Source organism: Microbacterium sp. BWR-S6Y (genome assembly GCF_041379845.1).
Classification (GTDB): Bacteria; Actinomycetota; Actinomycetes; order Actinomycetales; family Microbacteriaceae; genus Microbacterium; species Microbacterium hydrothermale.
In genome coordinates this window covers 227,305-251,492 of sequence record NZ_JBFECV010000003.1, presented here as the reverse complement: position 1 = coordinate 251,492, position 24,188 = coordinate 227,305, and the positions used below count along the sequence as shown (strand labels likewise).

General features: G+C 70.4%; 22 protein-coding genes. 10 read left to right on the top strand and 12 right to left on the bottom strand.

Features of this window, described 5'->3' with window-relative positions; translation table 11 throughout:
- Nucleotides 1-8 precede the first annotated feature (8 nt).
- Nucleotides 9-500 carry a DUF3093 domain-containing protein gene (locus AB1K56_RS08345; RefSeq protein WP_136585632.1) on the top strand — a complete coding sequence of 164 codons (492 nt, stop codon included), beginning with the start codon at nt 9-11 and terminating at the stop codon, nt 498-500.
- Here the strand turns inward: AB1K56_RS08345 and AB1K56_RS08340 are convergent.
- Nucleotides 475-768 carry a DUF4193 domain-containing protein gene (locus tag AB1K56_RS08340; protein WP_056231545.1) on the bottom strand — a complete coding sequence of 98 codons (294 nt, stop codon included), beginning with the start codon at nt 766-768 and terminating at the stop codon, nt 475-477. The genes AB1K56_RS08345 and AB1K56_RS08340 overlap by 26 nt on opposite strands.
- A 221-nt stretch (nt 769-989) precedes the next feature.
- Between AB1K56_RS08340 and sepH the strand changes: the two genes are divergently transcribed.
- Nucleotides 990-2,015: a septation protein SepH gene (sepH, locus tag AB1K56_RS08335; protein ID WP_371205276.1), complete on the top strand. Its 1,026-nt coding sequence runs from the start codon at nt 990-992 to the stop codon at nt 2,013-2,015.
- A 102-nt stretch (nt 2,016-2,117) separates the two neighbouring features.
- Here sepH and AB1K56_RS08330 read toward each other — a convergent pair whose 3' ends face one another.
- The gene (locus AB1K56_RS08330; RefSeq protein WP_371205275.1) at nt 2,118-3,245 is read right to left on the bottom strand and encodes an alkaline phosphatase family protein; all 1,128 of its coding nucleotides are present in this window, start codon (nt 3,243-3,245) and stop codon (nt 2,118-2,120) included.
- Between the two features lie 70 nt (nt 3,246-3,315).
- On the opposite strand from AB1K56_RS08330, the gene AB1K56_RS08325 reads away from it, so the two are divergent.
- Nucleotides 3,316-5,787, top strand: a complete 2,472-nt coding sequence (locus AB1K56_RS08325; RefSeq protein WP_371205274.1) for a DNA topoisomerase (ATP-hydrolyzing) subunit A — start codon at nt 3,316-3,318, stop codon at nt 5,785-5,787.
- Between the two features lie 25 nt (nt 5,788-5,812).
- Here AB1K56_RS08325 and AB1K56_RS08320 read toward each other — a convergent pair whose 3' ends face one another.
- Nucleotides 5,813-7,912, bottom strand: a complete 2,100-nt coding sequence (locus AB1K56_RS08320) for a type IIA DNA topoisomerase subunit B (protein ID WP_371205273.1) — start codon at nt 7,910-7,912, stop codon at nt 5,813-5,815.
- 134 nt (nt 7,913-8,046) lie between these two features.
- Here AB1K56_RS08320 and AB1K56_RS08315 point away from each other — a divergent pair, with 134 nt between their 5' ends.
- Entirely contained in the window at nt 8,047-8,265 is a 219-nt protein-coding gene (locus tag AB1K56_RS08315) for a hypothetical protein (RefSeq protein ID WP_136585627.1), read from the top strand.
- A 150-nt stretch (nt 8,266-8,415) separates the two neighbouring features.
- Here the strand turns inward: AB1K56_RS08315 and AB1K56_RS08310 are convergent, their stop codons facing one another.
- Together AB1K56_RS08310 and AB1K56_RS08305 are read right to left on the bottom strand one after the other, a co-directional pair.
- Nucleotides 8,416-9,456 carry an alanine racemase gene (locus AB1K56_RS08310; protein ID WP_371205272.1) on the bottom strand — a complete coding sequence of 347 codons (1,041 nt, stop codon included), beginning with the start codon at nt 9,454-9,456 and terminating at the stop codon, nt 8,416-8,418.
- Complete coding sequence (locus tag AB1K56_RS08305) at nt 9,453-10,091, bottom strand: alanine racemase C-terminal domain-containing protein (protein ID WP_371205271.1); 639 nt, start codon at nt 10,089-10,091, stop codon at nt 9,453-9,455. Before AB1K56_RS08305 ends, AB1K56_RS08310 begins: the two co-directional genes overlap by 4 nt.
- Before the next feature lie 45 nt (nt 10,092-10,136).
- Here AB1K56_RS08305 and AB1K56_RS08300 point away from each other — a divergent pair, with 45 nt between their 5' ends.
- Nucleotides 10,137-11,159: a sugar-transfer associated ATP-grasp domain-containing protein gene (locus tag AB1K56_RS08300; protein WP_371205270.1), complete on the top strand. Its 1,023-nt coding sequence runs from the start codon at nt 10,137-10,139 to the stop codon at nt 11,157-11,159.
- Nucleotides 11,160-11,421: 262 nt separating this feature from the next.
- Here the strand turns inward: AB1K56_RS08300 and AB1K56_RS08295 are convergent, their stop codons facing one another.
- The 3 genes from AB1K56_RS08295 to AB1K56_RS08285 form a co-directional block, all read right to left on the bottom strand.
- Nucleotides 11,422-12,120 (bottom strand): coenzyme F420-0:L-glutamate ligase, encoded by a 699-nt coding sequence (locus tag AB1K56_RS08295; protein WP_371205269.1) that lies wholly within the window; start codon nt 12,118-12,120, stop codon nt 11,422-11,424.
- The gene (locus AB1K56_RS08290; RefSeq protein ID WP_136585622.1) at nt 12,117-13,445 is read right to left on the bottom strand and encodes an RNA polymerase sigma factor; all 1,329 of its coding nucleotides are present in this window, start codon (nt 13,443-13,445) and stop codon (nt 12,117-12,119) included. The genes AB1K56_RS08295 and AB1K56_RS08290 overlap by 4 nt, the downstream gene beginning before the upstream one ends.
- 241 nt (nt 13,446-13,686) lie before the next feature.
- Nucleotides 13,687-14,613: a proteasome assembly chaperone family protein gene (locus AB1K56_RS08285; protein WP_264630817.1), complete on the bottom strand. Its 927-nt coding sequence runs from the start codon at nt 14,611-14,613 to the stop codon at nt 13,687-13,689.
- Between the two features lie 84 nt (nt 14,614-14,697).
- Here AB1K56_RS08285 and AB1K56_RS08280 point away from each other — a divergent pair, with 84 nt between their 5' ends.
- From AB1K56_RS08280 to sucB, 3 genes are read left to right on the top strand one after another with little or no spacing between them, the layout of a single operon-like run.
- Nucleotides 14,698-16,164, top strand: coding sequence for a leucyl aminopeptidase (locus tag AB1K56_RS08280; protein WP_371205268.1), 1,467 nt, complete (start codon nt 14,698-14,700; stop codon nt 16,162-16,164).
- Nucleotides 16,161-17,534 carry a dihydrolipoyl dehydrogenase gene (gene lpdA / locus AB1K56_RS08275; RefSeq protein ID WP_371205267.1) on the top strand — a complete coding sequence of 458 codons (1,374 nt, stop codon included), beginning with the start codon at nt 16,161-16,163 and terminating at the stop codon, nt 17,532-17,534. The genes AB1K56_RS08280 and lpdA overlap by 4 nt, the downstream gene beginning before the upstream one ends.
- Before the next feature lie 54 nt (nt 17,535-17,588).
- Entirely contained in the window at nt 17,589-19,319 is a 1,731-nt protein-coding gene (gene sucB, locus AB1K56_RS08270) for a 2-oxoglutarate dehydrogenase, E2 component, dihydrolipoamide succinyltransferase (protein ID WP_371205266.1), read from the top strand.
- Between the two features lie 17 nt (nt 19,320-19,336).
- On the opposite strand, the gene AB1K56_RS08265 is transcribed toward sucB, so the two are convergent.
- A complete protein-coding gene (locus AB1K56_RS08265) occupies nt 19,337-20,350 on the bottom strand; it encodes a hypothetical protein (protein ID WP_371205265.1) in 1,014 nt (337 codons plus the stop codon).
- Between the two features lie 117 nt (nt 20,351-20,467).
- On the opposite strand from AB1K56_RS08265, the gene AB1K56_RS08260 reads away from it, so the two are divergent.
- Nucleotides 20,468-21,178, top strand: coding sequence for a DUF4191 domain-containing protein (locus AB1K56_RS08260; RefSeq protein WP_136585616.1), 711 nt, complete (start codon nt 20,468-20,470; stop codon nt 21,176-21,178).
- Between the two features lie 68 nt (nt 21,179-21,246).
- On the opposite strand, the gene AB1K56_RS08255 is transcribed toward AB1K56_RS08260, so the two are convergent.
- Nucleotides 21,247-21,717: an RDD family protein gene (locus tag AB1K56_RS08255; RefSeq protein ID WP_371205264.1), complete on the bottom strand. Its 471-nt coding sequence runs from the start codon at nt 21,715-21,717 to the stop codon at nt 21,247-21,249.
- 91 nt (nt 21,718-21,808) lie between these two features.
- On the opposite strand from AB1K56_RS08255, the gene glnA reads away from it, so the two are divergent.
- Nucleotides 21,809-23,233, top strand: coding sequence for a type I glutamate--ammonia ligase (gene glnA / locus AB1K56_RS08250; protein WP_136585614.1), 1,425 nt, complete (start codon nt 21,809-21,811; stop codon nt 23,231-23,233).
- Nucleotides 23,234-23,337: 104 nt separating this feature from the next.
- Here glnA and AB1K56_RS08245 read toward each other — a convergent pair whose 3' ends face one another.
- On the bottom strand, nt 23,338-23,649 hold the full coding sequence (locus AB1K56_RS08245) for a DUF2277 domain-containing protein (RefSeq protein WP_371205263.1): 312 nt from the start codon (nt 23,647-23,649) through the stop codon (nt 23,338-23,340).
- A gap of 38 nt (nt 23,650-23,687) precedes the next feature.
- Complete coding sequence (locus tag AB1K56_RS08240; protein WP_371205262.1) at nt 23,688-24,011, bottom strand: hypothetical protein; 324 nt, start codon at nt 24,009-24,011, stop codon at nt 23,688-23,690.
- Nucleotides 24,012-24,188 lie beyond the last annotated feature (177 nt).

The following is a 24,188-nucleotide window of genomic DNA, read 5'->3' as shown; positions in this document are numbered from 1 at the left end:
CGAGGGTAATGCAGAAGAGGGGGTGCGGCATCCGCACCGCAGCCGAGTACCGAGAGCGCCTGAGCCCGTCGCTGTGGGCGCTCGTCGCCGCCGCCGTGTGCGGTCCGATGGCGGCGGTCGTCTTCTCGCCGCTGGACACGACCCTGGCCCTGTTCATCGGGCTGATCGTGTCGGTGGCCATCGTGGTCGCCCTGCTGGCGCTCTCCCCCGTCGTCGAGGTGCGCGACGGCGAGCTGCGCGCCGGACGCGCGCATATCCCGGTGGAGTTCCTGGGCGTTCCCTCCGGCGTCGTCGCCGAGGAGGCCCGCACGGCCCGTGGGAGTGGTCTCGACCACCGGGCCTGGCATGTCATCCGGGGTGGGATCGACGGCATCGTCACGGTTCCCGTGACCGATCCCGACGACCCGACCCCGTCGTGGGTGGTGTCCACCCGCACGCCGGATCGCCTCGTCGCGGCGATCCAGCGCGCTCAGATCAGGCTGCGCACTCCAGGCAGATGAAGCCGGGGCCGCTCTCCTCCGCGATCTGGGAGCGGTGCTTCACGAGGAAGCAGTTCATGCAGGTGAACTCGTCCTCCTGCGGGGGCAGGACGACGACATCGAGCTCGATGTCGGAGAGGTCGGCGCCGGGCAGTTCGAAGCCCGAGGGGTTGTCGGCATCCTCGTTGTCGATCGACCCCGACGCCTTGTCGGGCACGCGCTCCTTGAGGGCCTCGATCGACTCGCTGTCGTCCTCGGTCTTGCGCGGTGCGTCGTAATCGGTTGCCATGCGTGCAGGTCTCTACTTCCGGTTTTCGTGGTGCTGTGCCCCATCGGGTGCCCGATCGGGCGGCCATAGTTTGCATGACACGTCTGCGATAAGCAAATGCTCTCGGCGGTGTTCGCGTGTCGGGCGAGACGGGAAACTCGCGGCGCGCCCCGGATATTCCCGCAACCGGGCGGCGCGCATGTCAGCATGGGCGCTGACCGCAGATCGGAGGGGTGTTTCGCATGGAACAGCTCAAAGTCATCGGAACCGAAGATGACGTCCTCGTCGTGGCGACGCAGTCCGGCGAACGCTTCGCCCTCGCGCTCGACGAGGTGCTGCGCGCCGAGGCGCGCCGCGCACGTCGCGACCGCGAAGACGACGACCGCGCCCCGCGCCCCAGCCCCCGGGAGATCCAGGCCCATATCCGCGCCGGCCTGTCGGCGCGCGAAGTGGCGACTCTCCTGAACGCACGCGTCGAGGACGTGGAGCGCTTCGAGGGACCCGTTCTCGCCGAGCGCGAGCACGTCGTCGCGCAGGCCCTCGCGGTCCCCGTGCTGCTGGGCGGCACCCTCGAGCACGACGCCCCCATCACCTTCGGAGCGGCGGTGCGCGCCAAGCTGGCGGAGGCCGGCGCCTCGGCGGAGCGCTGGACCAGCTGGAAGGAGGGCTCCGGCTGGATGGTCAAGCTGGAGTTCACCGCGAACGGCATCGACCACGACGCCCGCTGGGGCTTCGAGCCGCGCCGCAGCACCCTCTCCCCCCAGAACGCCGACGCGATTCAGCTCTCGCGGCAGGGATCGCTGCCCGAGGGGCTCATCCCGCATCTGCGCGCCCTCGACAACGTCGCGAAAGACGACTCGCGTTTCGACAGCGGGGCCTTCGGCCCGCGTCGTCTCGACATCGACGACGAGCCGGGCGTGGAGGCGACCGGTCCGGTCGCCCCGGCCGTGCAGGCCGCCGCGATCAAGCGGGCTCCCGACGCTCCCGTGACCTCGTCCGAGACGGCCGACCTGCTGGAGGCGCTCCGTCGCCGCCGCGGTCAGCGCGAGCCCCTGCCCGGCGCCGCCGAGATCGAGCCCGAGCCGCGTCCGTCCGCCCCTCCGGTGGCCCTGTTCGACGCCGTCGAACCCGGTTACCGCGACGAGAGCGTCGACGACACCGTCGAGCCCGAGCGTCCGCAGCCTGACACCGCGCGACGCGCCAAGGGGCGTCCGTCGATGCCGTCGTGGGACGAGATCGTCTTCGGGGCGCGCAGCGACGAAAGCTGACGCGCGCTCTCCCGCGTCGGGCTGGACCCGTTCCCACTCGAACGCGTCCGGTGGCGGCATCCGTCGATCGGGGTGTCCGGCGACAGCAGCTGTGCGCTGCCGTCAGGCGAAGGCGCCGAGCCGCAGCAGGGGGACGGTGCGCTCCTCGTCGGTGAGCGAGCCGTGCTGGCCGACCATGCGCTGCGGACGCTTGTCGGCTTCGCGATCGTCGTAGTAGGCGAAGCGGCCGCGCGCGGCGACCACCACGTCGCCGATCCGTGGGCGCACCTCGTCGTCGACCGGCCCGAAGAGTCCCGCGTCGATCGCCTCGTCGCGCGTCAGCACCCACGCGTGCGCGGCCTCGTCGGTCTTCCAGCGCGCGGCCACGGCATCCGCCCGCCCGTCCTCCGCGTAGAGGTGGAGCATGCGGGGCTCGCCGCCGACCAGGGCGACGCCGTCGAGCAGGGGGTCGCCGTCGCGCAGCAGCACGTGCTTGTGCGCCGGGACGTCGACCATGCCGTGGTCGGCCGTCACCAGCACTCCCGTGCGCGGGCCGATCGCCTCGGACAGACGGCGGGCGGCGGCGTCGACGCGTTCGAGGGCGTCGATCCACCGGTCGGATTCCCAGCCGTCGCGGTGCCCGGCGGTGTCGAGCTCGGGCGCGTAGAGGTATGTCAGAGACCCCGGATGCCGCGCGGCGAGGTCGGCCGCGAGGGCCACGCGTTCGTCGAGGTCGTCGGAGGGGAAGAACGACGCCCCGCGGAGGGTGGCCTCGGTGAACCCCGTTCCCGTGTAGCTCGGGCGCGAGACGACGAAGGCCTCGCGGCCGGATGCCGCGTGGGTCTCGAACAGCGGGGTGCGACGCTGCCAGGAGTGCGGGTCGAGGCCGTCGGTCTCCCACCCGTGCAACTGGTTCGGCACGCGGTCGGTGCCGGGGATGCGGGCGCGGTAGCCGACGATGCCGTGGGCGCCCGGGGCGGTGCCCGTGAGCAGGCTCGTCAGCGCCGCGGCGGTGGTCGAGGGGAAGACCGTGCGGGCGACGTCCTTGCGCCCGCCGACGGATCCCAGGAATCGCGCGTGACCGCGCCGCGCGGCCAGGTTGTGGGCGCCCAATCCGTCGACGAGGAAGACGATCGCGCTCTGGGCGGGGGCGAACCACTCCGAGGCGCCCGACAGAGCGGCGATCGACTGCTCCACCACACCGGTGAGGCTCCGGGAGCGCGGCGGGTCCGCCGGTAGGCTGAGTGACATCGGAGCAAGTCTTCCACACGGCTCCCGACCCCGTCCCGACCGGACGCCCGCCCGACCCGAGGTCGTTGATATGCCCGATTCCCGTTCCTCCTCCTCCGCCGCGACCGGCTCGTCCGTGACCGAGCGCATCGAAGACGTCGACGTCTCGACCGAGATGCAGGGGTCGTTCCTCGAGTACGCCTACTCCGTCATCTACTCGCGCGCCCTGCCCGACGCCCGCGACGGGCTCAAGCCCGTGCAGCGCCGCATCCTGTACCAGATGGCCGAGATGGGACTGCGCCCCGACCGCGGCCACGTCAAGAGCGCGCGCGTGGTGGGCGAGGTGATGGGAAAGCTCCACCCGCACGGAGACGCGCCGATCTACGACGCCCTCGTCCGCCTCGCGCAGTACTTCTCGCTGCGGGTGCCCCTCGTCGACGGCCACGGCAACTTCGGATCACTCGACGACGGCCCCGCCGCCCCGCGCTACACCGAGGCGCGCCTGGCGCCCCCGGCGCTCGCGCTCACCGAGAACCTCGACGAAGACGTCGTGGACTTCATCCCGAACTACGACGGGCAGTTCCAGCAGCCCGAGGTGCTCCCCGCCGCCTTCCCCAACCTGCTCGTCAACGGAGCGACCGGCATCGCGGTCGGCATGGCCACCAACATGGCGCCGCACAACCTGATCGAGGTGGTCGCCGCGGCGACCCACTTGCTGCAGAACCCGGATGCCACGGTCGAAGAGCTCATGGAGTTCGTCCCTGGCCCCGACCTCCCCTCGGGCGGCATCATCGTCGGCCTCGACGGCATCAAGGACGCCTACACGAACGGCCGCGGCACCTTCCGGACCCGGGCGAAGGCGTCGATCGAGTCGCTCGGCCCGCGTCGGACCGGCATCGTCATCACCGAACTGCCCTACCTCGTCGGGCCCGAGCGCGTGATCGAGAAGATCAAGGACGCGGTGCAGGCGAAGAAGCTCGCCGGCATCGCCGACGTCACCGACCTGACCGACCGCAACAATGGTCTGCGCCTGGTGATCGGCATCAAGACCGGGTTCGACCCGAAGGCGGTGCTCGAGCACCTCTACCGCCTCACCCCGCTCGAGGACTCCTTCGGCATCAACAACGTCGCCCTCGTCGACGGCCAGCCGCAGACGCTCGGACTCCGCGAGATGCTGCGCGTCTACATCGACCACCGCATCCGCGTCGTCACGCGCCGCAGCGAGTACCGTCTCGCGCGCAAGCGCGAACGCCTCCACCTCGTCGAGGGCCTGCTCATCGCGATCCTCGACATCGACGAGGTCATCCAGGTCATCCGTTCCTCCGACGACGGCGAGCAGGCGCGCACCAAGCTGCAGGAGGTCTTCGATCTCTCGCACCCGCAGGCGGAGTACATCCTCGAGCTGCGTCTTCGCCGCCTGACGAAGTTCTCGCGCATCGAGCTCGAAGCCGAGCGCGACCAGTTGAACGCCGAGATCGCGCAACTGGTCGAGTTGCTCGGCAGCGAGACGCTGCTGCGGCAGCAGGTGGCTCGAGAACTGGATGCCGCAGCCGAGGCCTATGGCACGCCCCGCCGCACGATGCTGCTCAACGGCGGTCCCGTGAAGCCCCGCTCGGCCAAGGCCGCGGCGGCCGCCGACCTGCAGATCGCCGACGCACCCTGCCGCGTCTACCTTTCGGCGACGGGACGCATGGTGCGGGCCGAGCTCGTCGCTGACGTCCCCGGCGGAGGCGTGGTCGCCCCGACGCGACGCTCGAAGCACGACGCGGTCCGCTCCGCCGTCGACACCACCACGCGCGGCGACATCGGCGCCGTCACCTCGGCCGGTCGGCTCGTACGCTTCTCCCCCGTCGATCTGCCGTCGGTTCCCGCGAACTCCGTGCACCTGTCGGCCGGGACGAAGGTCGAGCAGTACCTCGCGCTCGCGAAGAGCGAGAGCGTCGTCGCCCTCGTGCCCCTGGTGGACGCCCCCACCATCGCCCTCGGCACCGCGCAGGGCGTCGTCAAGCGCGTCGCCGCGAGCGAGCTCGGCACGAAGGACGAGATCGAGATCATCTCGCTCCGCGACGGCGACCGGGTCGTCGGTGCAGCGCCCGCCGGCGACAACGCCGAGCTCGTCTTCGTCGCCAGCGACGCGCAGCTTCTTCGCTTCGACGCCTCGTCGGTGCGGCCGCAGGGGCGTTCCGCGGGTGGGATGGCCGGCATCCGCCTCTCCGACGGTGCACGCGTGATCGCGTTCGCGGTGGTCGGCGCCTCGGCCTTCGACGCGGTCGTCGTCACCGTGGCCGGATCGTCGGCGGCGCTGCCCGGAACCGACGCCGGATCGGCCAAGGTCTCGGCCTTCACCGAGTTCCCCGCGAAGGGACGTGCCACGGGTGGGGTGCGCGCGCAACGCCTGCTGCGCGGCGAGGACGCCCTCTCGCTGGCGTGGGTGGGCACGGATCCCCGAGCGGTCGGCACAGACGGATCGGTGCGGACGCTGCCCGAGACCGGCGCCAAGCGCGACGCCTCGGGTCAGCCCCTCGAGGCCGTGATCGGCGCGATCGGCACCGTGGTCCGCTGACCGCGGCGCCGACCGCGGCCGCCCGTCAGACGTCGATGCGCTCGCGCGCCAACCGGTCGCTCGAGTCGATGATGAACTCGCGGCGCGGGGCCACGTCGCTGCCCATGAGCAGATCGAACACGGATGCCGCGGCCTCCATGTCCTGCACGCGGACACGCCGCAGCATGCGGCCACCGCGATCCATGGTCGTCGTCGCGAGCTGGTCGGCATCCATCTCGCCGAGGCCCTTGTAGCGCTGCACGGGCTCCTGCCAGCGCTTGTTCGAACGCTTGAGCTTGGTCAGCAGCTGGTGCAGCTCCTGCTCGCTGTACGTGTAGATCGTCTCGTTCGGCTTCGAGCCGGGGTTCATCACGATCACGCGGTGCAGGGGCGGGACGGCCGCGAACACGCGCCCCTCTTCGACGAGGGGGCGCATGTACCGGAAGAACAGCGTGAGCAGCAGGGTGCGGATGTGAGCGCCGTCGACGTCGGCGTCGCTCATCAGAATGATCTTGCCGTAGCGTGCCGCGTCGAGATCGAACGAGCGGCCGGATCCGGCGCCGATCACCTGGATGATCGAGGCGCACTCGGCGTTCGACAGCATGTCGCTGATCGAGGCCTTCTGCGTGTTGAGGATCTTGCCGCGGATCGGCAGCAGAGCCTGGTACTCGCTGTTGCGCGCGAGCTTGGCGGTGCCGAGCGCCGAGTCGCCCTCGACGATGAACAGCTCGGAGTCGTTGACGTCGTTGGAACGGCAGTCCACGAGCTTGGCCGGCAACGACGACGACTCGAGGGCGTTCTTGCGGCGCTGCGTCTCTTTGTGCGTGCGCGCCGAGATGCGCGCCTTCATCTCGGAGACGATCTTCTCGAGCAGCTGCGCCGTCTGCGCCTTGTCGTCGCGCTTGGGCGACGCGAAGCGCGCCGCGAGTTCTCTCTGCACGACGGATGCCACGATCTGGCGGACGGCGGGAGTGCCGAGCACCTCTTTCGTCTGGCCCTCGAACTGCGGCTCGGGCAGGCGCACGGTCAGGACGGCGGACAGCCCCGCGAGGATGTCGTCTTTCTCGATCTTGTCGTTGCCCACCTTGAGCTTGCGCGCGTTCTGATCGACCTGCGTGCGCAGGACCTTCATGAGGCCCTGCTCGAAGCCCAGCTGGTGCGTTCCGCCCTTGGGCGTGGCGATGATGTTGACGAACGAGCGCGTGGTGGTGTCGTACCCGGTCCCCCACCGCACGGCGATGTCGACCTCGCACGAGCGCTCGACCTCGGTGGGGATCATCGAGCCGCCGGGCTGCAGCACGGGAACCGTTTCGGTGAACGTGCCCGTGCCGGTGAGGCGCCAGGTGTCGGTGACGGCGGCGTCGGGGGCGAGGAAGTCCGCGAACTCCGAGATGCCGCCGTCGAAGCGGTAGCTCGTCTCGATGCGCTCGTCGCCGCGGTCGTCGAGGACGACGATCTCGAGGCCCGGCACGAGGAAAGCCGTCTGACGCACGCGCTGCACGAGTTCGTCGTGGCCGAAGGCGGCGTCTTTCGTGAAGATCTGGCGATCGGCCCAGTAGCGGATGCGCGTACCGGTGACGCCGCGGGCGGCCTTGCCGACGACGCGGAGTTCGCTGCTGCGCTCGAAGGGAGTGAAGGGGGCATCGGGGCCGTCGCCGGCGAAGAGCCCGGGTTCGCCGCGATGGAACGACATCGCGTACGTCTTGCCGCCGCGATCGACCTCCACGTCGAGACGTTCCGAGAGGGCGTTCACGACCGAGGCACCGACGCCGTGCAGGCCTCCGGATGCCGCGTAGGATCCCCCGCCGAACTTGCCTCCCGCGTGGAGCTTGGTGAAGACCACCTCGACGCCGGTGAGGCCGGTGCGGGGTTCGACGTCGACGGGGATGCCGCGGGCGCGGTCGCGCACCTCGACGCTGCCGTCGGCGTGCAGCACGATGTCGATGCGGGTGCCGTGGCCGCCGAGGGCCTCGTCGACGGAGTTGTCGATGATCTCCCACAGGCAGTGCATGAGACCGCGGGAGTCGGTCGACCCGATGTACATTCCCGGGCGCTTGCGCACGGCTTCGAGGCCCTCGAGGACCTGGAGGTGATGGGCGGAGTACTCGGAGGTCACGGTTTTCAGGGTAATCGGGGCCACCGACATCGACTGCCAGACACACAGCGCGGTCGGGTCACCGTACGCGCACAGCGAAATGTGATCAAGCCGCGGCATAGGGGAAACATCCGCGTGGTTATATGTGTGGACTCGCCCACGACCACCTGAGGAGGGCACCCGAGATGACCACCACGACCGCACCCGACGCGTCTGTTCTCGACCACCGCCTGACGGCGGCGGATCGCTGCGACTCCTGCGGCGCTCAGGCCTACATCGCCGCCGAGGTGAACGGCAGCGAGCTGCTGTTCTGCGCGCACCACGGCCGCAAGTACGAAGAGAAGCTCCGCAGCGTCGCCACCTCGTGGCACGACGAGACGGCGCGCCTCACCGCCGCCGACTGACGTCCCCGTCCGAACGGGCCTCGTGCCGTCTCCCCCGGGAGCCGGACCGGGGCCCGTTCCGCGTCTCCGGCTCGGATCGCTCCGCGCAGGGAAACGCACGCCGGCGATCGAGGGAGCCCGTGACCGCCGCCCGTGATCCTTCCTGTGACGTCAGGCCGAGAGGTAGCGGCGTGGCACGGTCGGCGAGACGCGCAGCGCGATCTCCTCGCCGATCGTGTCGATGAGCTCGGCGAGGTCGGTCGCGCTGTTGCGTGCTCCCCGCCCGAACACGACGACCTCGTCTCCCGGAGCCGCCTCGGGCCACGGGGCGACCGACAGCGACGCCGGGGCAATGGCCTCGACGCGGCGCGGCCCCGCCGGGGTGTCGACGTCGAAGCGCCCCGCGAGCGTGCTCGGCAACCCGTGCAGGCTGCCGAGATCGAGGTGCACCCCCGCGGCATCCACCGCGGTCACCGTCGCCACGAGGGTCGAGATGGGTTCGATCCCCAGGTCGTCCTCGCCGGGGCCCCCGGCGGGGCGGATGCCGTACGAGAACGCTCCGACGCGCACGAGGTCCTCGCGGAACTCCCCGCGGGCGAATCCGGCGGCGCTCGCGGCAAGGTGCGAGAACCGCGGGGCGAGGCCGGCGGCGCGAGCGGCGTCGCGGCCGGCGAGGAACACCGCGCGCGCGTCGTCGTCGTCGGCATCCGATGCTTCCGAGATGTGCGACCAGATGCCCTCGAGCACCCCGCGCCCCTGCGCGACGAGCTCCGCGGTACGCGCGAGCGCCTCGTCCCAGCGTTCGGGGCGGATGCCGTTGCGGTGCAGTCCCGTGTCGATCTTGAGGTGGATCCGGGCGACGCCGGCGGGTTCGGAGAGGCCCGCGAGATCGTCCAGCAGGGCCTCGTCGCCGATGCCGAGGTCGAGGTCGGTGGCGACGCCGGCGGCGAGGTCGTCGGAACCGCCGATGAGCCACACGAAGATGCGGGCCTCCGGACCGACCACCGCGCGCACCGCCGCCCCCGTGACGACGTCGAACGCGCCGAACCAGCGCACGCCCTCGTCGAACGCGCGGCTGACGAGGGGCTCGAGGCCGTGGGCGTAGGCGTCGTCCTTGACGACCAGCATGTGGGCGGCGGGGGCGATCGCCGCGCGGACGCGGTGGAGGTTCCGCGAGAACGCGTCGAGGTCCACGCGGTACGAGGTCGTCACGCGATCACGCTCCTCTCGGCCCGCGACCCCACGGCCGCGACGATCTCGGCGGCCGTGAGTCCCGTGGCATCCGTCCACTCCTCCAGTGAGGGGTGGCCCTGGGCGGGATCGCCGAAGAAGACGACCTCTGCGCCGCGGGCGATCGGCGCCTCGCCGACGTCGACGACGCTGACGTCCATCGCGACGCGCCCGACGATGCGGTGCCGCCGTCCGTCGATCGACACCGTCGCGCGATTGCCCAGGGAGCGCACGACCCCCTGCGCGTAGCCGCCGGTCACCAGCGCGACGGTCGTGTCGTGCGGCGCGCGATGCGTGTAGCCGTACGACACCCCCTCGCCCCGCAGCAGCGGCTTGGTGCCCAGCGCTCGACCGCGCAGCGACATCACCGGGCGCGTGTGCGCCCCCGGGAGCCCGTACAGCGCGGCCGGGTCGAGCGTCGCGGCATCCCCGCCCATCTCGGCGATCACGGATGCCACCCACTCCGCGCCGTGGCCCCAAGCGTCGGCGGCGAGGGCATTCGGACCGGAGGCGGCGGGGGCGTGGGCGGCGTTCGCTCGCAGCGCCTCGGCGGACAGGAGCGCGACGGGGGCGACTCCCCCGGCCCCGGGCGCGCGGGCAGGGAGCGTGGAGGTCACCCCTTTAGACTAACGGGGTCCTTCGTCCCCGATCCCGGAGTGTGCATGCCTAGCCAGGGCTTCTCCCCCGTCACCCGTCTGCGCTACCTCGCCGGACGTGCCCGTCGCATCGACGTCGGATCCGTCGTCGAGCGCGCCAAGGAGGCGTCCGCCCAGCACGGCAAGGCCCTGCCGCTGGTCGTGGCCGACATGCTGTTCCAGGCCGGCGTGAAGAACGTCGGGTTCCAGGACTACATCGACTACGACTTCGCGATCCTCACCCCCGCGGAGCGCGCCACTTACATGACGCACCCGGTCTCGAATCAGATCTCGCAGAAGTACGACCACCCCGACTACCGCGGTCTGTTCCAGGACAAGGTGGAGTTCGACAAGACCTTCAGCGAGTTCCTCCGTCGCGACTGGATGGTGGTGGATGCCGACAACGCCGACGACCTGCGCGCCTTCGCCGAGCGCCTCGGAACCATCGTCACGAAGGAGCCCGTCGGCCAGGCGGGAACCGGCGTGCACCGCTACCACGCGGCCGAGGTCGAGGACTGGACGCAGTTCCACCGCGGTCTTCTCGAGCGCGGCGAGATCCTCGTCGAAGAGGTCATCCGCCAGCACGACGACCTCGCCGCAGTCTGCCCCGGCACCGTCAACACGACGCGCGTCACGGCGTTCTTCGACGGCTCGACGACACACATCCTCGCGATGGCGCAGAAGTTCGGCCGCGGAGCGGTCAGCGACCAGATGACCTTCGGCGGCTTCTACACGATGCTCGACGAGAACGGACGCGCCCTCGGCGCGGGTTACGACTCGCACGGGCACGTGCACGAGCTGCACCCCGACTCGGGCGCCCGCATCGCCGACTTCCAGCTGCCCATGATCGACGAGGTCACGGCGTTCGTCGACCGGGTCGCCCGCGTCGTCCCGCAGGTGCAGTACGTCGGGTGGGACATCGTCGTCGGCCCCGACGGTCCCGTGCTCGTCGAGGGCAACTGGGGCGCGGGCGTGTACGAGAACAAGCCGAGCGTGACCGGCATCCGCACCGGTCACAAGCCGCGCTACCAGGCCGCCATCGGGTTCTGAGCCCCGGATGCCGAGAGGCCCGTTCCCCGTGTGGGGCGGGAGGACCCTGAGCCTGTCGAAGGGGCCGGGGTGCGAAGGCGTCCGGTGGCTTCGACGGGCTCGGCCACCTGGGCGGGAGGACCCTGGCCCTGTCGAAGGGGCCGGGGTGCGAAGGCGTCCGGTGGCCTCGACAGGCTCAGCCACCTCGGTTCGCCGAGCGGGTGGCATCCGGAAACACGAAAGGCCCGCCCGTAACGGGGCGGGCCTCTCACGTTGAGCTCTCTCAGCCGTGGCGGACGATACCGAGCGGCGTGGACTCGTGTCCCTGACCGAGCGGGTTGTCCTTGAGGATCGCGACGAGGCGCTTCTCTCCGGCCTTGTCCATCGTCGACCCGAGGATGTTGCCCCCGAGGTCGTTGATGTCGACCACGGCCACCTGCACGTCGCCGCCGAGCAGCGACTTCAGGCGCGCGGCGACCTCGCGAGGACGCTCGGGGCCGAGCACCACCGCCTGGTTGTAGGGCGGGATCGTGCCCTTGGTGGGGCCGTCGATCGCGCGGGCCTTGTCGCCCGCGATGCGGTAGAAGTCGCCCTTGCGACCCATCGCCTTGGTCACGGCCGAAACAGCCGCGGCGAACAGGATGCGGGGCGTGCCGCACTCGCGCAGCGCCATCTCCATCGTCTCGGGCATGCCGAGACCGATGCCGTAGGGCGTGCGGGTGACGTACTTCGACAGGAACAGCGCGAGCTTGCGGGGCTTGATCGAGTCCAGCTTGAACGAGCGGCCCTGCGTGATCGCCACGATCTTCTCGGTGACGAACAGCAGGTCGCCCGGCTGCACGGCCTCCTTCGCGTACTCGAGGATGAAGGCGTCGAGGTCGTCGCCCGGCATGACGACCCGCGTGCGGATCGGGATGCGGGCGTACGAGGTTCCCTCGACGGTACGGGTGAGCGCCTTGCCGGCGTTGGCCTCGCCGCTCATTCGAGGTAGTCCCGGAGCGACTGCGAGCGGCTGGGGTGACGCAGCTTCGCCATGGTCTTCGACTCGATCTGGCGGATGCGCTCACGCGTGACGCCGAACGTGTCGCCGATCTGGTCGAGGGTCTTGGGCTGACCGTCGCCGAGTCCGAAGCGCATGCGGATGACGCCCGCCTCGCGCTCGCTGAGCGAGTCGAGGAGCGACTCCAGCTGGCGCTGCAGCATGGTGAAGCCCACCGCGTCGGCCGGAACGACCGCCTCGGTGTCCTCGATGAGGTCGCCGAACTCGCTGTCGCCGTCCTCGCCGAGGGGCGTGTGCAGCGAGATGGGCTCGCGGCCGTACTTCTGCACCTCGATGACCTTCTCGGGGGTCATGTCGAGCTCGCGGCTCAGCTCCTCGGGCGTGGGTTCGCGCCCCAGGTCCTGCAGCATCTGGCGCTGGACGCGCGCGAGCTTGTTGATGACCTCGACCATGTGCACCGGGATGCGAATGGTGCGCGCCTGGTCGGCCATCGCGCGAGTGATCGCCTGACGGATCCACCAGGTGGCGTAGGTCGAGAACTTGAAGCCCTTGGTGTAGTCGAACTTCTCGACGGCGCGGATGAGGCCGAGGTTGCCCTCCTGGATCAGGTCCAGGAACTGCATGCCGCGACCGGTGTAGCGCTTGGCGAGCGAGACCACGAGGCGCAGGTTCGCGCCGAGCAGGTGGCTCTTCGCGCGCTGTCCGTCGCGGGCGACCCACTGAAGATCGAGACCCAGCTGGCTGGTCTTCTCGGCCGCCGACATGTTCGAGAGCTTCTCTTCGGCGAACAGGCCCGCCTCGATGCGCATCGCGAGCTCGACCTCTTCGGCCGCGTTCAGCAGCGGGACTTTACCGATCTGCTTCAGGTAGTCCTTGACGGGGTCGGCCGTCGCGCCGGTGATCTGCGCGGAGTAGACCGGGACGTCGTCCTCATCGCTCGACGAGATGACGATCGCGCCGGTCGGCAGGGCCTCGGCGGGCGCCGCCGGGGTCTCGTCGTCATCGTCGTCGTCGGACTTCTTCGCGCCGGGCTTGGCCGCGTCGTCGGAGTCGTCCGCGTCGTCGCCGTCTTCGACGTCGATCTCGACATCGCCCTCGTCGTCGACGTCTTCTTCGTCGTCGAGGTCGTCGTCCTTCTTCGCCTTGGTCTTGGCCTTGGCGGGCGTCGCCTTGGCCTTGGCCGGAGCCTTCTTGGCGGGAGCCTTCTTCGCGGTCGTCGTCGTCGACGCCGTCACGGTCTCCTCGGAGTTCTCGAGCTCGGTGTCCTTCGCACTCCGGGAGCGGGTCTTGGTTGTCGTGCCTGCCACGTTTCGCCTTTCACCGGGAACGTACGTTGCACGGCCACCGGTCGTTCTCGGACACTAGTAAGACCCTTGTCAAGTCCCGAGCCGAGGAGCATGGCTCCTGGACCGGTTGACAACGGGTCAGGTTCTTCATTGTCTCACATCCCCGGACCGGGCCTTGACGCGGACCGGGCATCTATGCGTAGAGAACGTCCTGTCGGCGCTCGGCATTCCCCCACTCACGCCGCGGACCTTGCGGCGGCGCTCAGCCGAGCTTTCCGCGCCGGTCGTCGTCGCCGGGTCGGGTGGCGAGGAACCGCTCGAGCTCGGCGGCGAGTTCGTCCGCGCTGGGGAGGTCGCCCGTGTGGATGATCGGGGTCGCGTGCGTCGAGCCGGCCATATAGGAGTCGTAGCGCTCCTCGAGGCCCTCGAGCATGCGCGTGAGCTCTTCGCTGCCCTCGACCTGTTCGGCGACCTTGGCGATGAAGTCTCGGTTCTCTTCGCGCAGCACCTCGCCCGAGAAGACGAGCCCGGTCGCGACGGTGAGGCTGTCGAGCGCCGCGAGGGCGGCGGCGGGGTACTCGGTGTCGCCCAGGTAGTGCGGCACGAGCAGCGCGAAGCCGGCGACCTTGGCCCCGGCCTCGGCGAAGCGGTACTCGAGCAGGTGGCCCGCGGTGGAGGGGATCTGCGTGTGCGGACGCCACACGGAATGCTTCTCGGCGAGATCAGGTCGCGTGCCGCTGACGGTCGTGCCGATCGGGCGCGTGTGGGGAACCGGCATGGGGATCGCGTGCACCCACGTGACCGACGCCACCTGCAGGCCGGCCGCCAGCTCCAGGACGGTCTCGGCGAACGTCTCCCAGAGGAAGTCGGGCTCGTAGCCGGCGAGGAGCAGGAACGGGTGCCCGAGCGAGTCGTGCGCGAGGGAGAGCTCGAGCCGCGCAGGACGGTAGTCGGTGAGGTGGTCTTCGACGAAGGTGACGAGAGGGCGCCGCGCGCGGTAGTCGAGCAGCACGTCGTTGTCGAAGACGAAGACGGGGTTGGGCTCGAGATCGTTGCGGAAGTACTCGACCAGACGGGTGACGGCCCCGCCGGCGTCCGTGAACCCGGTGAGGGCGATCACGAGCGGCAGGCCCGACGGCACGGGCGGCGCCGCGGGGGCGCGGTCGTACAGCGGGGCGGAGGAGGGCATGACTCCACTCTACGAGCGCGCGCGCTCGACCGGCTGCGGTGCGTCCCGCTGCCAGCGAACACGCACGAACCTAGGATGGATGCCATGCCCTTCCCCTCCGTGGCGTTCACCGACGCCCCCGTACGCGAATCCGATGCCGATGCGATCCTTCTGATCGTCCCGCCCTCGACGGAGGGAGCATCCGACCCCGCCGGCTGGGAGGGATTGGGCGCGGCCCTCGCCGCCGTCGGCTTCACCGGCGCCGCGGGCTCCTTCCAGCGCGTGCACGTACCGGGCGTCGACACGCCCGTGGCCGTGGCGGGCGCCGGGGCCGGTGCCGACGAGGCGGCGGTTCGGGATGCCGCGGGCACGGGCCTGCGCCAGCTGACCGGGTTCGCGCACGTCGCCGTGCAGTCGCTCGTCGCCGCACCCTGGCGACCGATCGCCGAGGGCGCCGCCCTGGGCGGTTACCGGTTCGCCGACTACAAGAAGAAGTCGCCGAAGGCCCGCGCCGAGCGCGTGACGGTGTCGGCGGCCGAGGCGCCGAGCGATGCCGACGTCGCCGCGGTCGCCGCGATCTCGGGCGCCGTCGCGCTCGTCAAGGATCTCGTCACCACGCCCGCCGAGTGGCTGGGCCCCGCGGACTTCGCCGACGCGGCCGTCGCCGCCGTGGCGGACCTCCCCGTCGAGGTGGAGGTGCTCGACGAGACGGCCCTGCGCGAGGGCGGCTACGGCGGAATCCTCGGCGTCGGCCAGGGATCCGACCGCCCGCCCCGTATGGTGCGCCTGGAGTACTCGCCCGCGGACGCGCAGCGCCATGTCGCCCTCGTCGGCAAGGGCATCACTTTCGACACCGGCGGGCTGTCGCTGAAGCCGCCGGCATCCATGGTCGGCATGAAGTACGACATGTGCGGAGCCGCCACGGTGCTCGCGGTGCTCAAGGCCGCCGCCGAGATGAAGCTGCCCGTCAAGGTCAGCGCCTGGCTCTGCATCGCCGACAACATGCCCTCGGGCCGCGCGACGCGCCCCGGCGACGTGCTGCGCACTCTGGACGGCACCACGGTCGAGGTGCTGAACACCGACGCCGAGGGGCGCCTCGTCCTGGCCGACGGTCTCGCCGCGGCCAGCCGCGAGAACCCCGATCTGATCGTCGACGTCGCGACCCTCACCGGCGCGATCACCGTCGCCCTCGGAAACCGGCACACCGGTGTGATGGGCGAGGATGCCGCCGTCGCGTCGTACCTCGCAGCCGCCGGCCGCGCGGCCGAGCTGGCCTGGCAGCTGCCGCTGCCCGACCACATGGTCGACGACCTGGACTCCCCCATCGCCGACCTGCAGAACGCCAAGATCGGCGACCCCGCCGGCGGCTCGCTGTTCGCCGGACTGTTCCTGCGCCACTTCGTCGGTCGGGTGTCGGAGGACGCCGACGCGCCGCGCATCCCGTGGGTGCACCTCGACATCGCGGGAGTGGGCATGAACAAGTCCGCGCCGTTCGGATACACCGACAAGGGCGTCACCGGCGCGACCGTCCGCTCGCTCGTGGAGATGCTCGCCACGGACGGCGCGCGGTGACCGAGTACACCGCCGACGTCGTCGTGCTCGGTGGGGGGAGTGGCGGCTACGCCGCGGCCCTCCGTCTCGCCGAGCTCGGCAAAGACGTCGTCCTCGTGGAGAAGGACAAGCTCGGCGGGACGTGCCTGCACCGCGGCTGCATCCCGACCAAGGCTCTGCTGCACGCCGGGGAGGTCGCCGACGCCGCGCGCGGGGCGGCCGACATCGGCGTCGATGTGACCTTCGGCGGGATCGACCCGGCGCGCGTGCGCGCCTATCGCGAGGGGATCGTCGCCAAAAAGTTCAAGGGTCTCGAGGGTCTCATCTCGGCGCGCGGCATCCGTGTGGTCGCCGGAGAGGGGCGGCTCGAGGCGGGACCCGCCGTCCGTGTCGGCGACGACGTCTACCGCGGCACGGACGTCGTCCTCGCGACGGGCTCGTACAGCCGCAGCCTCCCGGGCCTCGAGATCGGCGGCCGCGTGCTCACGAGCGAGCAGGCACTCGATCTCGACGTCATCCCGGAGCGCGTGATCGTGCTCGGCGGTGGCGTCATCGGCGTCGAGTTCGCGAGCGTGTGGCGCTCGTTCGGCGTCGAGGTGACGATCGTCGAGGCGCTCCCCCACCTGCTGCCGGCCGAGGACGTTTCGTCGAGCAAGGCTCTCGAGCGGGCGTTCCGCAAGAGGGGCATCGCCTTCCAGCTGGGTCGACGGTTCACCTCGCTCTCGTCGGGCGACGACACCGTGACGGTCGTCCTCGACGACGGGAGCGAGCTGACCGCCGACTACGTCCTGGTGGCCGTGGGTCGAGGACCCGCGACCGCCGGTCTCGGGTACGAGGAAGCCGGGGTCGTGCTGGAGCGCGGCTTCGTGCAGACAGACGCGCGGCTGCGCACGGCTGCGGCGCACGTCTGGGCCGTCGGCGACATCGTGCCGGGCCTGCAGCTCGCCCACCGGGGATTCCAGCAGGGCATCTTCGTGGCCGAGGAGATCGCGGGGCTCTCCCCCGTCCTCGTCCCCGACGTCGATGTTCCGCGGGTGGCCTACTCGCACCCCGAGGTGGCCTCGGTGGGGCTCACCGAGGCGCAGGCGCAGGATCGTTACGGATCCGAGGCCGTTCGCGCGTACGAGTACAACCTGGCCGGAAACGGCCGCAGCGAGATCATCGGCACCTCGGGCATCGTGAAGATCGTCCGCCGTGTCGACGGCCCCGTCGTCGGTGCGCACCTGGTGGGCGACCGGGTCGGGGAGCTGATCTCCGAGGCGCAGCTCGCCGTCGGCTGGGAGGCGCATCCCGAAGACATCGCGCCGTTCGTCCACGCGCACCCCACTCAGAGCGAGGCGCTCGGCGAGGCCTTCCTGGCCCTCGCGGGCAAGCCGCTGCACGCACTCTGACCGACAACCGGTCACTAAGCTAGATACCGCATCCGGTACGAAGGAGACATATCCATGAGCACATCCGTCGTCCTCCCCGCTCTCGGCGAGAGCGTCACCGAGGGAACGGTCACCCGCTGGCTCAAGCAGGTCGGGGACACCGTCCAGGAGGATGAGGGGCTGTTGGAGATCTCGACCGACAAGGTCGACACCGAGATCCCTTCGCCCGTCTCGGGCGTGATCGAAGAGATCCTCGTCCAGGAAGACGAGACCGTCGAGGTCGGCGCCGTCCTCGCCAAGATCGGCGACGGTTCGGGCGCGTCCTCCAGCGACGACGCCCCGCAGGCCGCTCCCGCCGCGGCGGAATCCGCGCCGGCCGAAGAGCCGGCTCCCGCCGCCTCCGCCCCCGCCGAGCAGTCCGCTCCGGCCGAGCAGTCGGCTCCGGCCGCCTCCGGCGACGCCACCGAGGTGACCCTCCCCGAGCTGGGCGAGAGCGTCACCGAGGGCACGGTTACCCGCTGGCTCAAGGCCGTCGGAGACGACGTGGCCGTCGATGAGCCGCTGCTGGAGATCTCGACCGACAAGGTCGACACCGAGATCCCCTCGCCGGTCGCCGGCACCCTGCAGGAGATCCTCGTGCAGGAGGACGAGACCGTGAACGTCGGTGCCGCCCTCGCGCGCATCGGAAGCGGCGCCCCCGCCGCGGCGAAGGAGGAGGCGCCCGCCGCCCCGGCCGCCGAAGAGAAGCCTGCCGAGGAGCCCGCCCCCGCCGCGGAGCAGAAGCCGGCCGAGCAGGAGAAGCCGGCGGAGCAGCCCGCCCCCGCCGCGCAGCCCGCCCCCGCCGCCGAGAAGCCGGCGGAGCAGGCCCCCGCCGCGTCGTCGAACGACGACGTCACCTACGTCACCCCCCTCGTGCGTCGTCTTGCGCAGCAGCAGGGAGTCGACCTGAAGTCCGTCAAGGGCAGCGGCGTCGGCGGTCGCATCCGCAAGGAAGACGTGCTGAAGGCCGCGGAGGCGGCAGCGTCGGCTCCGGCCGCGTCCGCTAGCCCGGCTCCGGCCGCCGCAGCGTCCGCGCCGGTGGAGGTCTCGCCGCTGCGCGGAACGACCCAGAAGATGTCGCGCCTGCGCAAGGTCATCGCCGAGCGCGCCGTGGCGTCGATGCAGGCGACCGCTCAGCTCACCACCGTCGTCGAGGTCGACGTGACCAAGGTCGCGGCGCTGCGCGACCGCGTCAAGGGCGAGTTCCAGCAGAAGACGGGCGACAAGCTGTCGTTCCTCCCCTTCTTCGCGATCGCGGCCATCGAGGCGCTGAAGACCTACCCGATCATCAACTCCACGGTGGAGGGCGACGAGATCGTCTACCCCGCTCACGAGAACGTGGCGATCGCCGTCGACACCGAGCGCGGCCTGCTCACGCCGGTCGTCAAGGACGCGGGTGAGAAGAACATCGCTCAGCTCGCCCGTGAGATCGCCGATCTCGCGGCGCGCACGCGCGACAACAAGCTCAAGCCCGACGAGCTCGCGGGCGGCACGTTCACGCTGACCAACACCGGTTCGCGCGGCGCGCTGTTCGACACGCCCATCGTGTTCCTGCCTCAGTCGGCGATCCTCGGCCTCGGTGCCGTGGTGAAGAAGCCGGGTGTCGTCACGGTCGATGGGAAGGATGCCATCTCGGTGCGCTCCTACGTCTACCTGGCCCTGTCGTACGACCACCGCATCATCGACGGCGCCGACGCCGCGCGCTTCCTCGGCGCGGTCAAGGCTCGCCTCGAGGCGGCGCAGTTCGAGGGCGATCTCGGCATCTGACTCCGCTGAGCACCGGCTCATGATGGCTGGTCCGCGACCGTTTCGACGGCGCGGACCAGCCATCTGTCGTTGAAGCGGACGAGGGTGACGTACTGCGAACGGGTCGCGTCGGCGACGCGCACGACGATGACGCCGCCGAAGTCCTCGAGCAGAGAGATGTCCGCGTGCTCCGCGTCGGGCAGGAGCGATTCGCGGCGGAACGTCGAGGGTTCTTCGAGAGCGCCGCGGCACGCGAGGTCGCTTCCGCACCGGGAGATCTGCGCGAACAGCGTCCGCGCGACGTCGGTCGCATCGTCGGACAGAGGAACGCGTTCGTCGACCGGCCACGATGACGTCGCCGACGGGTGCGGAACGACCGATGTCGTCGCCGAGGCCGTCGCGGTGGGGGCGGACGAGGGCGCGGATCCGCGACCACCGGGGAGGAGCACCACCGCCGCGACGACGAGGACGACGGCCAGTGCGCCGCCGATGACCGCCGCGCGGATCCGTGACGAAGTGAGCCAGCCGTCGCGCAGCCGCGAGAGGCTCCGCTGCACGTCGTCGAGGAGGCCCGTGTCGAGCGCGTCGAACACGCCCCCGGCGAGGGACGCGGGGGCGACGACGGGCGGTTCGATCGTCGCCCTCGGTGTCAGCGGCCCCAGGACGAGGGGTTCGGGGTCCGCGTGCGCGAAGAGGCGCCTCTCCATGGCCTCCCACTCGCGAGGGGAACGAGTCGCTACCGCCTGTCCGGCCCGCGACACGAGGTCCCGCGTGGCCCGGTCGGGGGTGAGGGCGGCGAGTCGATCGAGGCCGTCCGCCGTCGTCGACACGACGTCGGGCGCGCCTGCGTCGGACACGACCACCGGTCGTCCGTGCGCCGTGAGCCACCAGGTGGCTCCCTCGTCGGTCCTGTGCGCGGATCGGCATCCGCGCAGGAGGCCGATGGTGGCGGTGACGACCTCGCCCGCGGTCAGCGCGGTGGCGCTGGCGCCTCGCCGCTGCAGGTAGGCGGTGAACGGTTCGACGGGGAGGGAGGGGGTCGCGGCGGTCATTCCCCGATCGTCGGCGAGTTCGCGACGGCGCGTGGCGGCACGGCGGCGGAATGGGGATGACGGCCGCGGTCCCCCGCCTGGGGAGGAACGGTGCGCGGCGAAGATAGAATCGGTCTCATGGCCGCTCGCACCACCACGCCCGAGAAGCGTCCGGGCTTCTTCTCGCAGCTCCGAACGCTCTACACCTTCACGCAGAAGGAGTACCGCTGGCTGCCCTTCCTGCTCGCGGGCATCGTCCTGGTGGGCATCGCCGTCGGCGTGCTCATCGGCTTCCTGATCCCGCCGCTGGCGGTGTGGAGCGTCATCCTGTGGGGCGTCACGGGACTGCTCGCCGGCATCCTGGCCGCCATGATCACCATGACGCGGCTGTCGACCACGGCGATGTACAAGAAGATCGACGGCATGCCCGGGGCGACCGGTCACGTGCTGTCGTCGTCGCTCGGCCGCAACTGGCAGGCCTCCGAGACCCCGGTCGGCGTCAACCCCCGCACTCAGGAAGCCCTCTACCGCGCGATCGGCCGCGGCGGCGTCGTGCTGATCGGCGAGGGCAATCGCAACCGTCTCACGCGGCTGGTCGGCGAGGAGCGCTCGCGCGTCCTGCGCGTCGCGGCCGGTGTGCCCGTCACGGTGCTCTACGTCGGACACGGCGACGACGAGGTGCCCATCGCCAAGCTCGCCTCGACCATCAAGGCCCTGCCCAAGAAGGTCGACCGCGCCACCATGGCCGCGGTCATCAAGCGTGTCTCGTCGGTCTCTCAGGGGCTGTCGTCGCTGCCCATCCCGAAGGGCGTCGACCCCACCAAGATGCGCGCACCGCGCCCCCGTTGACCTCGTGAAAAGGCCCCCGCTCAGCGGGGGCCTTTCTCGTCGTTCCCGGGGACCCGCGGGACGGACGCTCAGCTGCGGACGAGCACCGTTCCGACGGCCTTGTCGTGCAGGCCTCGCTGATCGGCGTCCCACACGACGGCGGGGATGATGAGGGCCAGCAGCACGGTGCGCACGATGGGCCGCCAGAATCCGACCCAGCCTCCGGATGCCAATTCGAGACGCATCCCCATGAGTCGGTGACCCGGGCTACCGCCCAGCAGCGGGATGAAGAGGATCTGCACCGCGAAGAAGATGAGGTTCGTCGCGATGGGGTTGGCGAACGGGACGCCCGTGACCGGGTCGGGGCTGGAGAAGAACGCGAAGCCGATCAGACCGGCGCTGGCGACGTCGATCAGCAGCGCCGCGATGCGGCGGCCCGGCCGGGCGATCGAGCCGCGACCCTCGCGGGGAAGGCCGAGCCGCTGGCCCGGATAGTCGTTCTCGGCGGAGACGGTCACGGCATCCAGCGTAATCGGGTCGGCGTAACATCCCGGAAACATGCGAGATATGACCGGGACACCGGTTCTGGGTAGGGTCGAGGAGGCTGGCCGAGGCCGGCATGATCCCGAATGTTCTACCTCTGGAGTCTTCATGTTCAAAGATTCGTCCGAGGTGCTGAAGTTCATCCAGGACGAGGACGTCAAGTTCCTCGACATCCGTTTCACGGATCTTCCTGGTGTGCAGCAGCACTTCAACATCCCCGCCTCGACCGTCGACGAGGAGTTCTTCACCGTCGGACAGCTGTTCGACGGCTCGTCGATCCGCGGGTTCGCGAACATCCACGAGTCGGACATGCAGCTGATCCCCGACGTCACCACGGCGTACGTCGACCAGTTCCGCGAGGCCAAGACCCTCGTCATGATCTTCGACATCTACAACCCGCGCAACGGCGAGATCTACGGCAAGGACCCGCGCCAGGTCGCCAAGAAGGCCGAGAAGTACCTCGCCTCCACCGGCATCGCCGACACCGCGTTCTTCGCGCCCGAGGCCGAGTTCTACATCTTCGACGACGTGCGTTACGAGGTGAAGCAGAACTCGAGCTTCTACTCGGTCGACTCCGAAGAGGGCGCGTGGAACACGGGCCGTGAGGAAGAGGGCGGCAACCTCGCCAACAAGACCCCCTACAAGGGCGGCTACTTCCCCGTCTCCCCCGTCGACAAGACGGCGGACCTCCGCGACGACATCACCCTCAAGCTGATCGAGGCGGGCTTCGCGCTCGAGCGCTCGCACCACGAGGTCGGCACCGGTGGTCAGCAGGAGATCAACTACCGCTTCGACACGATGCTGCACGCGGCCGACGACATCCTGAAGTTCAAGTACATCGTCAAGAACACCTGCGAGCAGTGGGGCAAGGTCGCGACCTTCATGCCGAAGCCGCTCTTCGGCGACAACGGCTCGGGCATGCACACGCACCAGTCGCTGTGGAACGACGGCAAGCCGCTGTTCTACGACGAGACCGGCTACGGCGGGCTCTCCGACATCGCCCGCTGGTACATCGGCGGTCTGCTGGCGCACGCTCCCGCGGTGCTCGCCTTCACCAACCCGACCCTCAACAGCTACCACCGCCTGGTGAAGGGCTTCGAGGCTCCGGTCAACCTGGTGTACTCGGCAGGTAACCGCTCCGCGGCCATCCGCATCCCGATCACGGGTTCGAACCCCAAGGCCAAGCGCATCGAGTTCCGCGCGCCCGACGCCTCGGGCAACCCGTACCTCGCGTTCGCGGCCCAGCTGATGGCCGGCATCGACGGCATCAAGAACCGCATCGAGCCGCACGAGCCCGTCGACAAGGACCTCTACGAGCTCCCCGCCGAAGAGGCCAAGAACATCCCGCAGGTTCCGAACTCGCTGCTCGACTCGCTCGAGGCCCTGCGCGCCGACCACGAGTTCCTGCTCGCCGGTGGCGTCTTCACGCAGGAGCTCATCGACACCTGGATCGAGTACAAGATCGAGAACGAGATCCAGCCGATCGCTCAGCGCCCGCACCCCTTCGAGTACGAGCTGTACTTCGGGGTCTGATCGCCCGATCATCACGACGACGCCCGTCCCCGCCGTTTCGCGGGGGCGGGCGCCGTCGTTTCGCGGGCGGATGCCGCGGTCGTGGCATCCGGAGGGGCCGACGCTCAGTCGGCGCGCGCCGCGCGCTTCTGCTCCTGGAACACCCGGATCGCCTCGTAGCGTTCGGCCGAACGCGCCTGCCGCTTCGCGGCCTCGACCTCGCGCACCTTCGGCGGCGCGCTGGTCACGAGATCGTCGAGCAGATGGCGCACGGATGCCGTGATCTCGGCGACGGCGCGATCGAAGACGTCCTGGTTGGCGCGCGACGGCGTCGTGGTGCCCACGATCTTGCGGACGAACTGCAGCGCGGCGTCGTGGCACTCGGCATCCGTCGGCGGGGGTGCGAAGTTGTGCAGGGGGACGATGTTGCGGCACATGCCCGACAGGGTAGGCCCCCGGCGTCAGGCGCGCGAGGTCACCGTGCGCGGCGAGCGGGGATCTCCGGCCACCGGCGGACGAGACGGCCCACCAGACCGGCGCCGTAGACGACGAACAGCACGTCCAGCGGGCCGCCGATTCCGACGACGACGACCGCGGGCATGCGGCGGCGACCGGAGCCCAGCGTGTCGGTCCACTGCAGGTCTCCCGCGGCGATCTGTGCGAGGGCGGAGAGAGCGAACGCGGCGATCACGGCGCCCATCACCAGGATCGTGAGCACCGCCAGGATCGCCCGGGCACGCCCGAGGCGCTGCAGGCTCGCGTCGAGCTGTCGCGTCCACCGCTCGGTGACGTTCTTCACGGCGCGGGGATCTCGACGAGGCGGAACCCGTCGGTCTCGGTCGACGGTCGGACGTGCACTCCCCCATCGAAACACGTTGCGTCGACTCGGCACGCCGACGCGTCCCTCGAGCGAGCCGGCTTCCCGGCATCCGCACAGGCGCCCCTCCGCTGCGATGTCGGTGGGGCACGCGAGGAT

Excerpts from the sequence above, each read along its gene's own strand:
- AB1K56_RS08345 (WP_136585632.1), top strand. The coding sequence starts at position 9 with ATGCAGAAGAGGGGGTGCGGCATCCGCACCGCAGCCGAGTACCGAGAG.
- AB1K56_RS08340 (WP_056231545.1), bottom strand. The coding sequence starts at position 768 with ATGGCAACCGATTACGACGCACCGCGCAAGACCGAGGACGACAGCGAG.
- sepH (WP_371205276.1), top strand. The coding sequence starts at position 990 with ATGGAACAGCTCAAAGTCATCGGAACCGAAGATGACGTCCTCGTCGTG.
- AB1K56_RS08330 (WP_371205275.1), bottom strand. The coding sequence starts at position 3,245 with ATGTCACTCAGCCTACCGGCGGACCCGCCGCGCTCCCGGAGCCTCACC.
- AB1K56_RS08325 (WP_371205274.1), top strand. The coding sequence starts at position 3,316 with ATGCCCGATTCCCGTTCCTCCTCCTCCGCCGCGACCGGCTCGTCCGTG.
- AB1K56_RS08320 (WP_371205273.1), bottom strand. The coding sequence starts at position 7,912 with ATGTCGGTGGCCCCGATTACCCTGAAAACCGTGACCTCCGAGTACTCC.
- AB1K56_RS08315 (WP_136585627.1), top strand. The coding sequence starts at position 8,047 with ATGACCACCACGACCGCACCCGACGCGTCTGTTCTCGACCACCGCCTG.
- AB1K56_RS08300 (WP_371205270.1), top strand. The coding sequence starts at position 10,137 with ATGCCTAGCCAGGGCTTCTCCCCCGTCACCCGTCTGCGCTACCTCGCC.
- AB1K56_RS08295 (WP_371205269.1), bottom strand. The coding sequence starts at position 12,120 with ATGAGCGGCGAGGCCAACGCCGGCAAGGCGCTCACCCGTACCGTCGAG.
- AB1K56_RS08285 (WP_264630817.1), bottom strand. The coding sequence starts at position 14,613 with ATGCCCTCCTCCGCCCCGCTGTACGACCGCGCCCCCGCGGCGCCGCCC.
- AB1K56_RS08280 (WP_371205268.1), top strand. The coding sequence starts at position 14,698 with ATGCCCTTCCCCTCCGTGGCGTTCACCGACGCCCCCGTACGCGAATCC.
- sucB (WP_371205266.1), top strand. The coding sequence starts at position 17,589 with ATGAGCACATCCGTCGTCCTCCCCGCTCTCGGCGAGAGCGTCACCGAG.
- AB1K56_RS08265 (WP_371205265.1), bottom strand. The coding sequence starts at position 20,350 with ATGACCGCCGCGACCCCCTCCCTCCCCGTCGAACCGTTCACCGCCTAC.
- AB1K56_RS08260 (WP_136585616.1), top strand. The coding sequence starts at position 20,468 with ATGGCCGCTCGCACCACCACGCCCGAGAAGCGTCCGGGCTTCTTCTCG.
- AB1K56_RS08255 (WP_371205264.1), bottom strand. The coding sequence starts at position 21,717 with ATGTTTCCGGGATGTTACGCCGACCCGATTACGCTGGATGCCGTGACC.
- glnA (WP_136585614.1), top strand. The coding sequence starts at position 21,809 with ATGTTCAAAGATTCGTCCGAGGTGCTGAAGTTCATCCAGGACGAGGAC.
- AB1K56_RS08245 (WP_371205263.1), bottom strand. The coding sequence starts at position 23,649 with ATGTGCCGCAACATCGTCCCCCTGCACAACTTCGCACCCCCGCCGACG.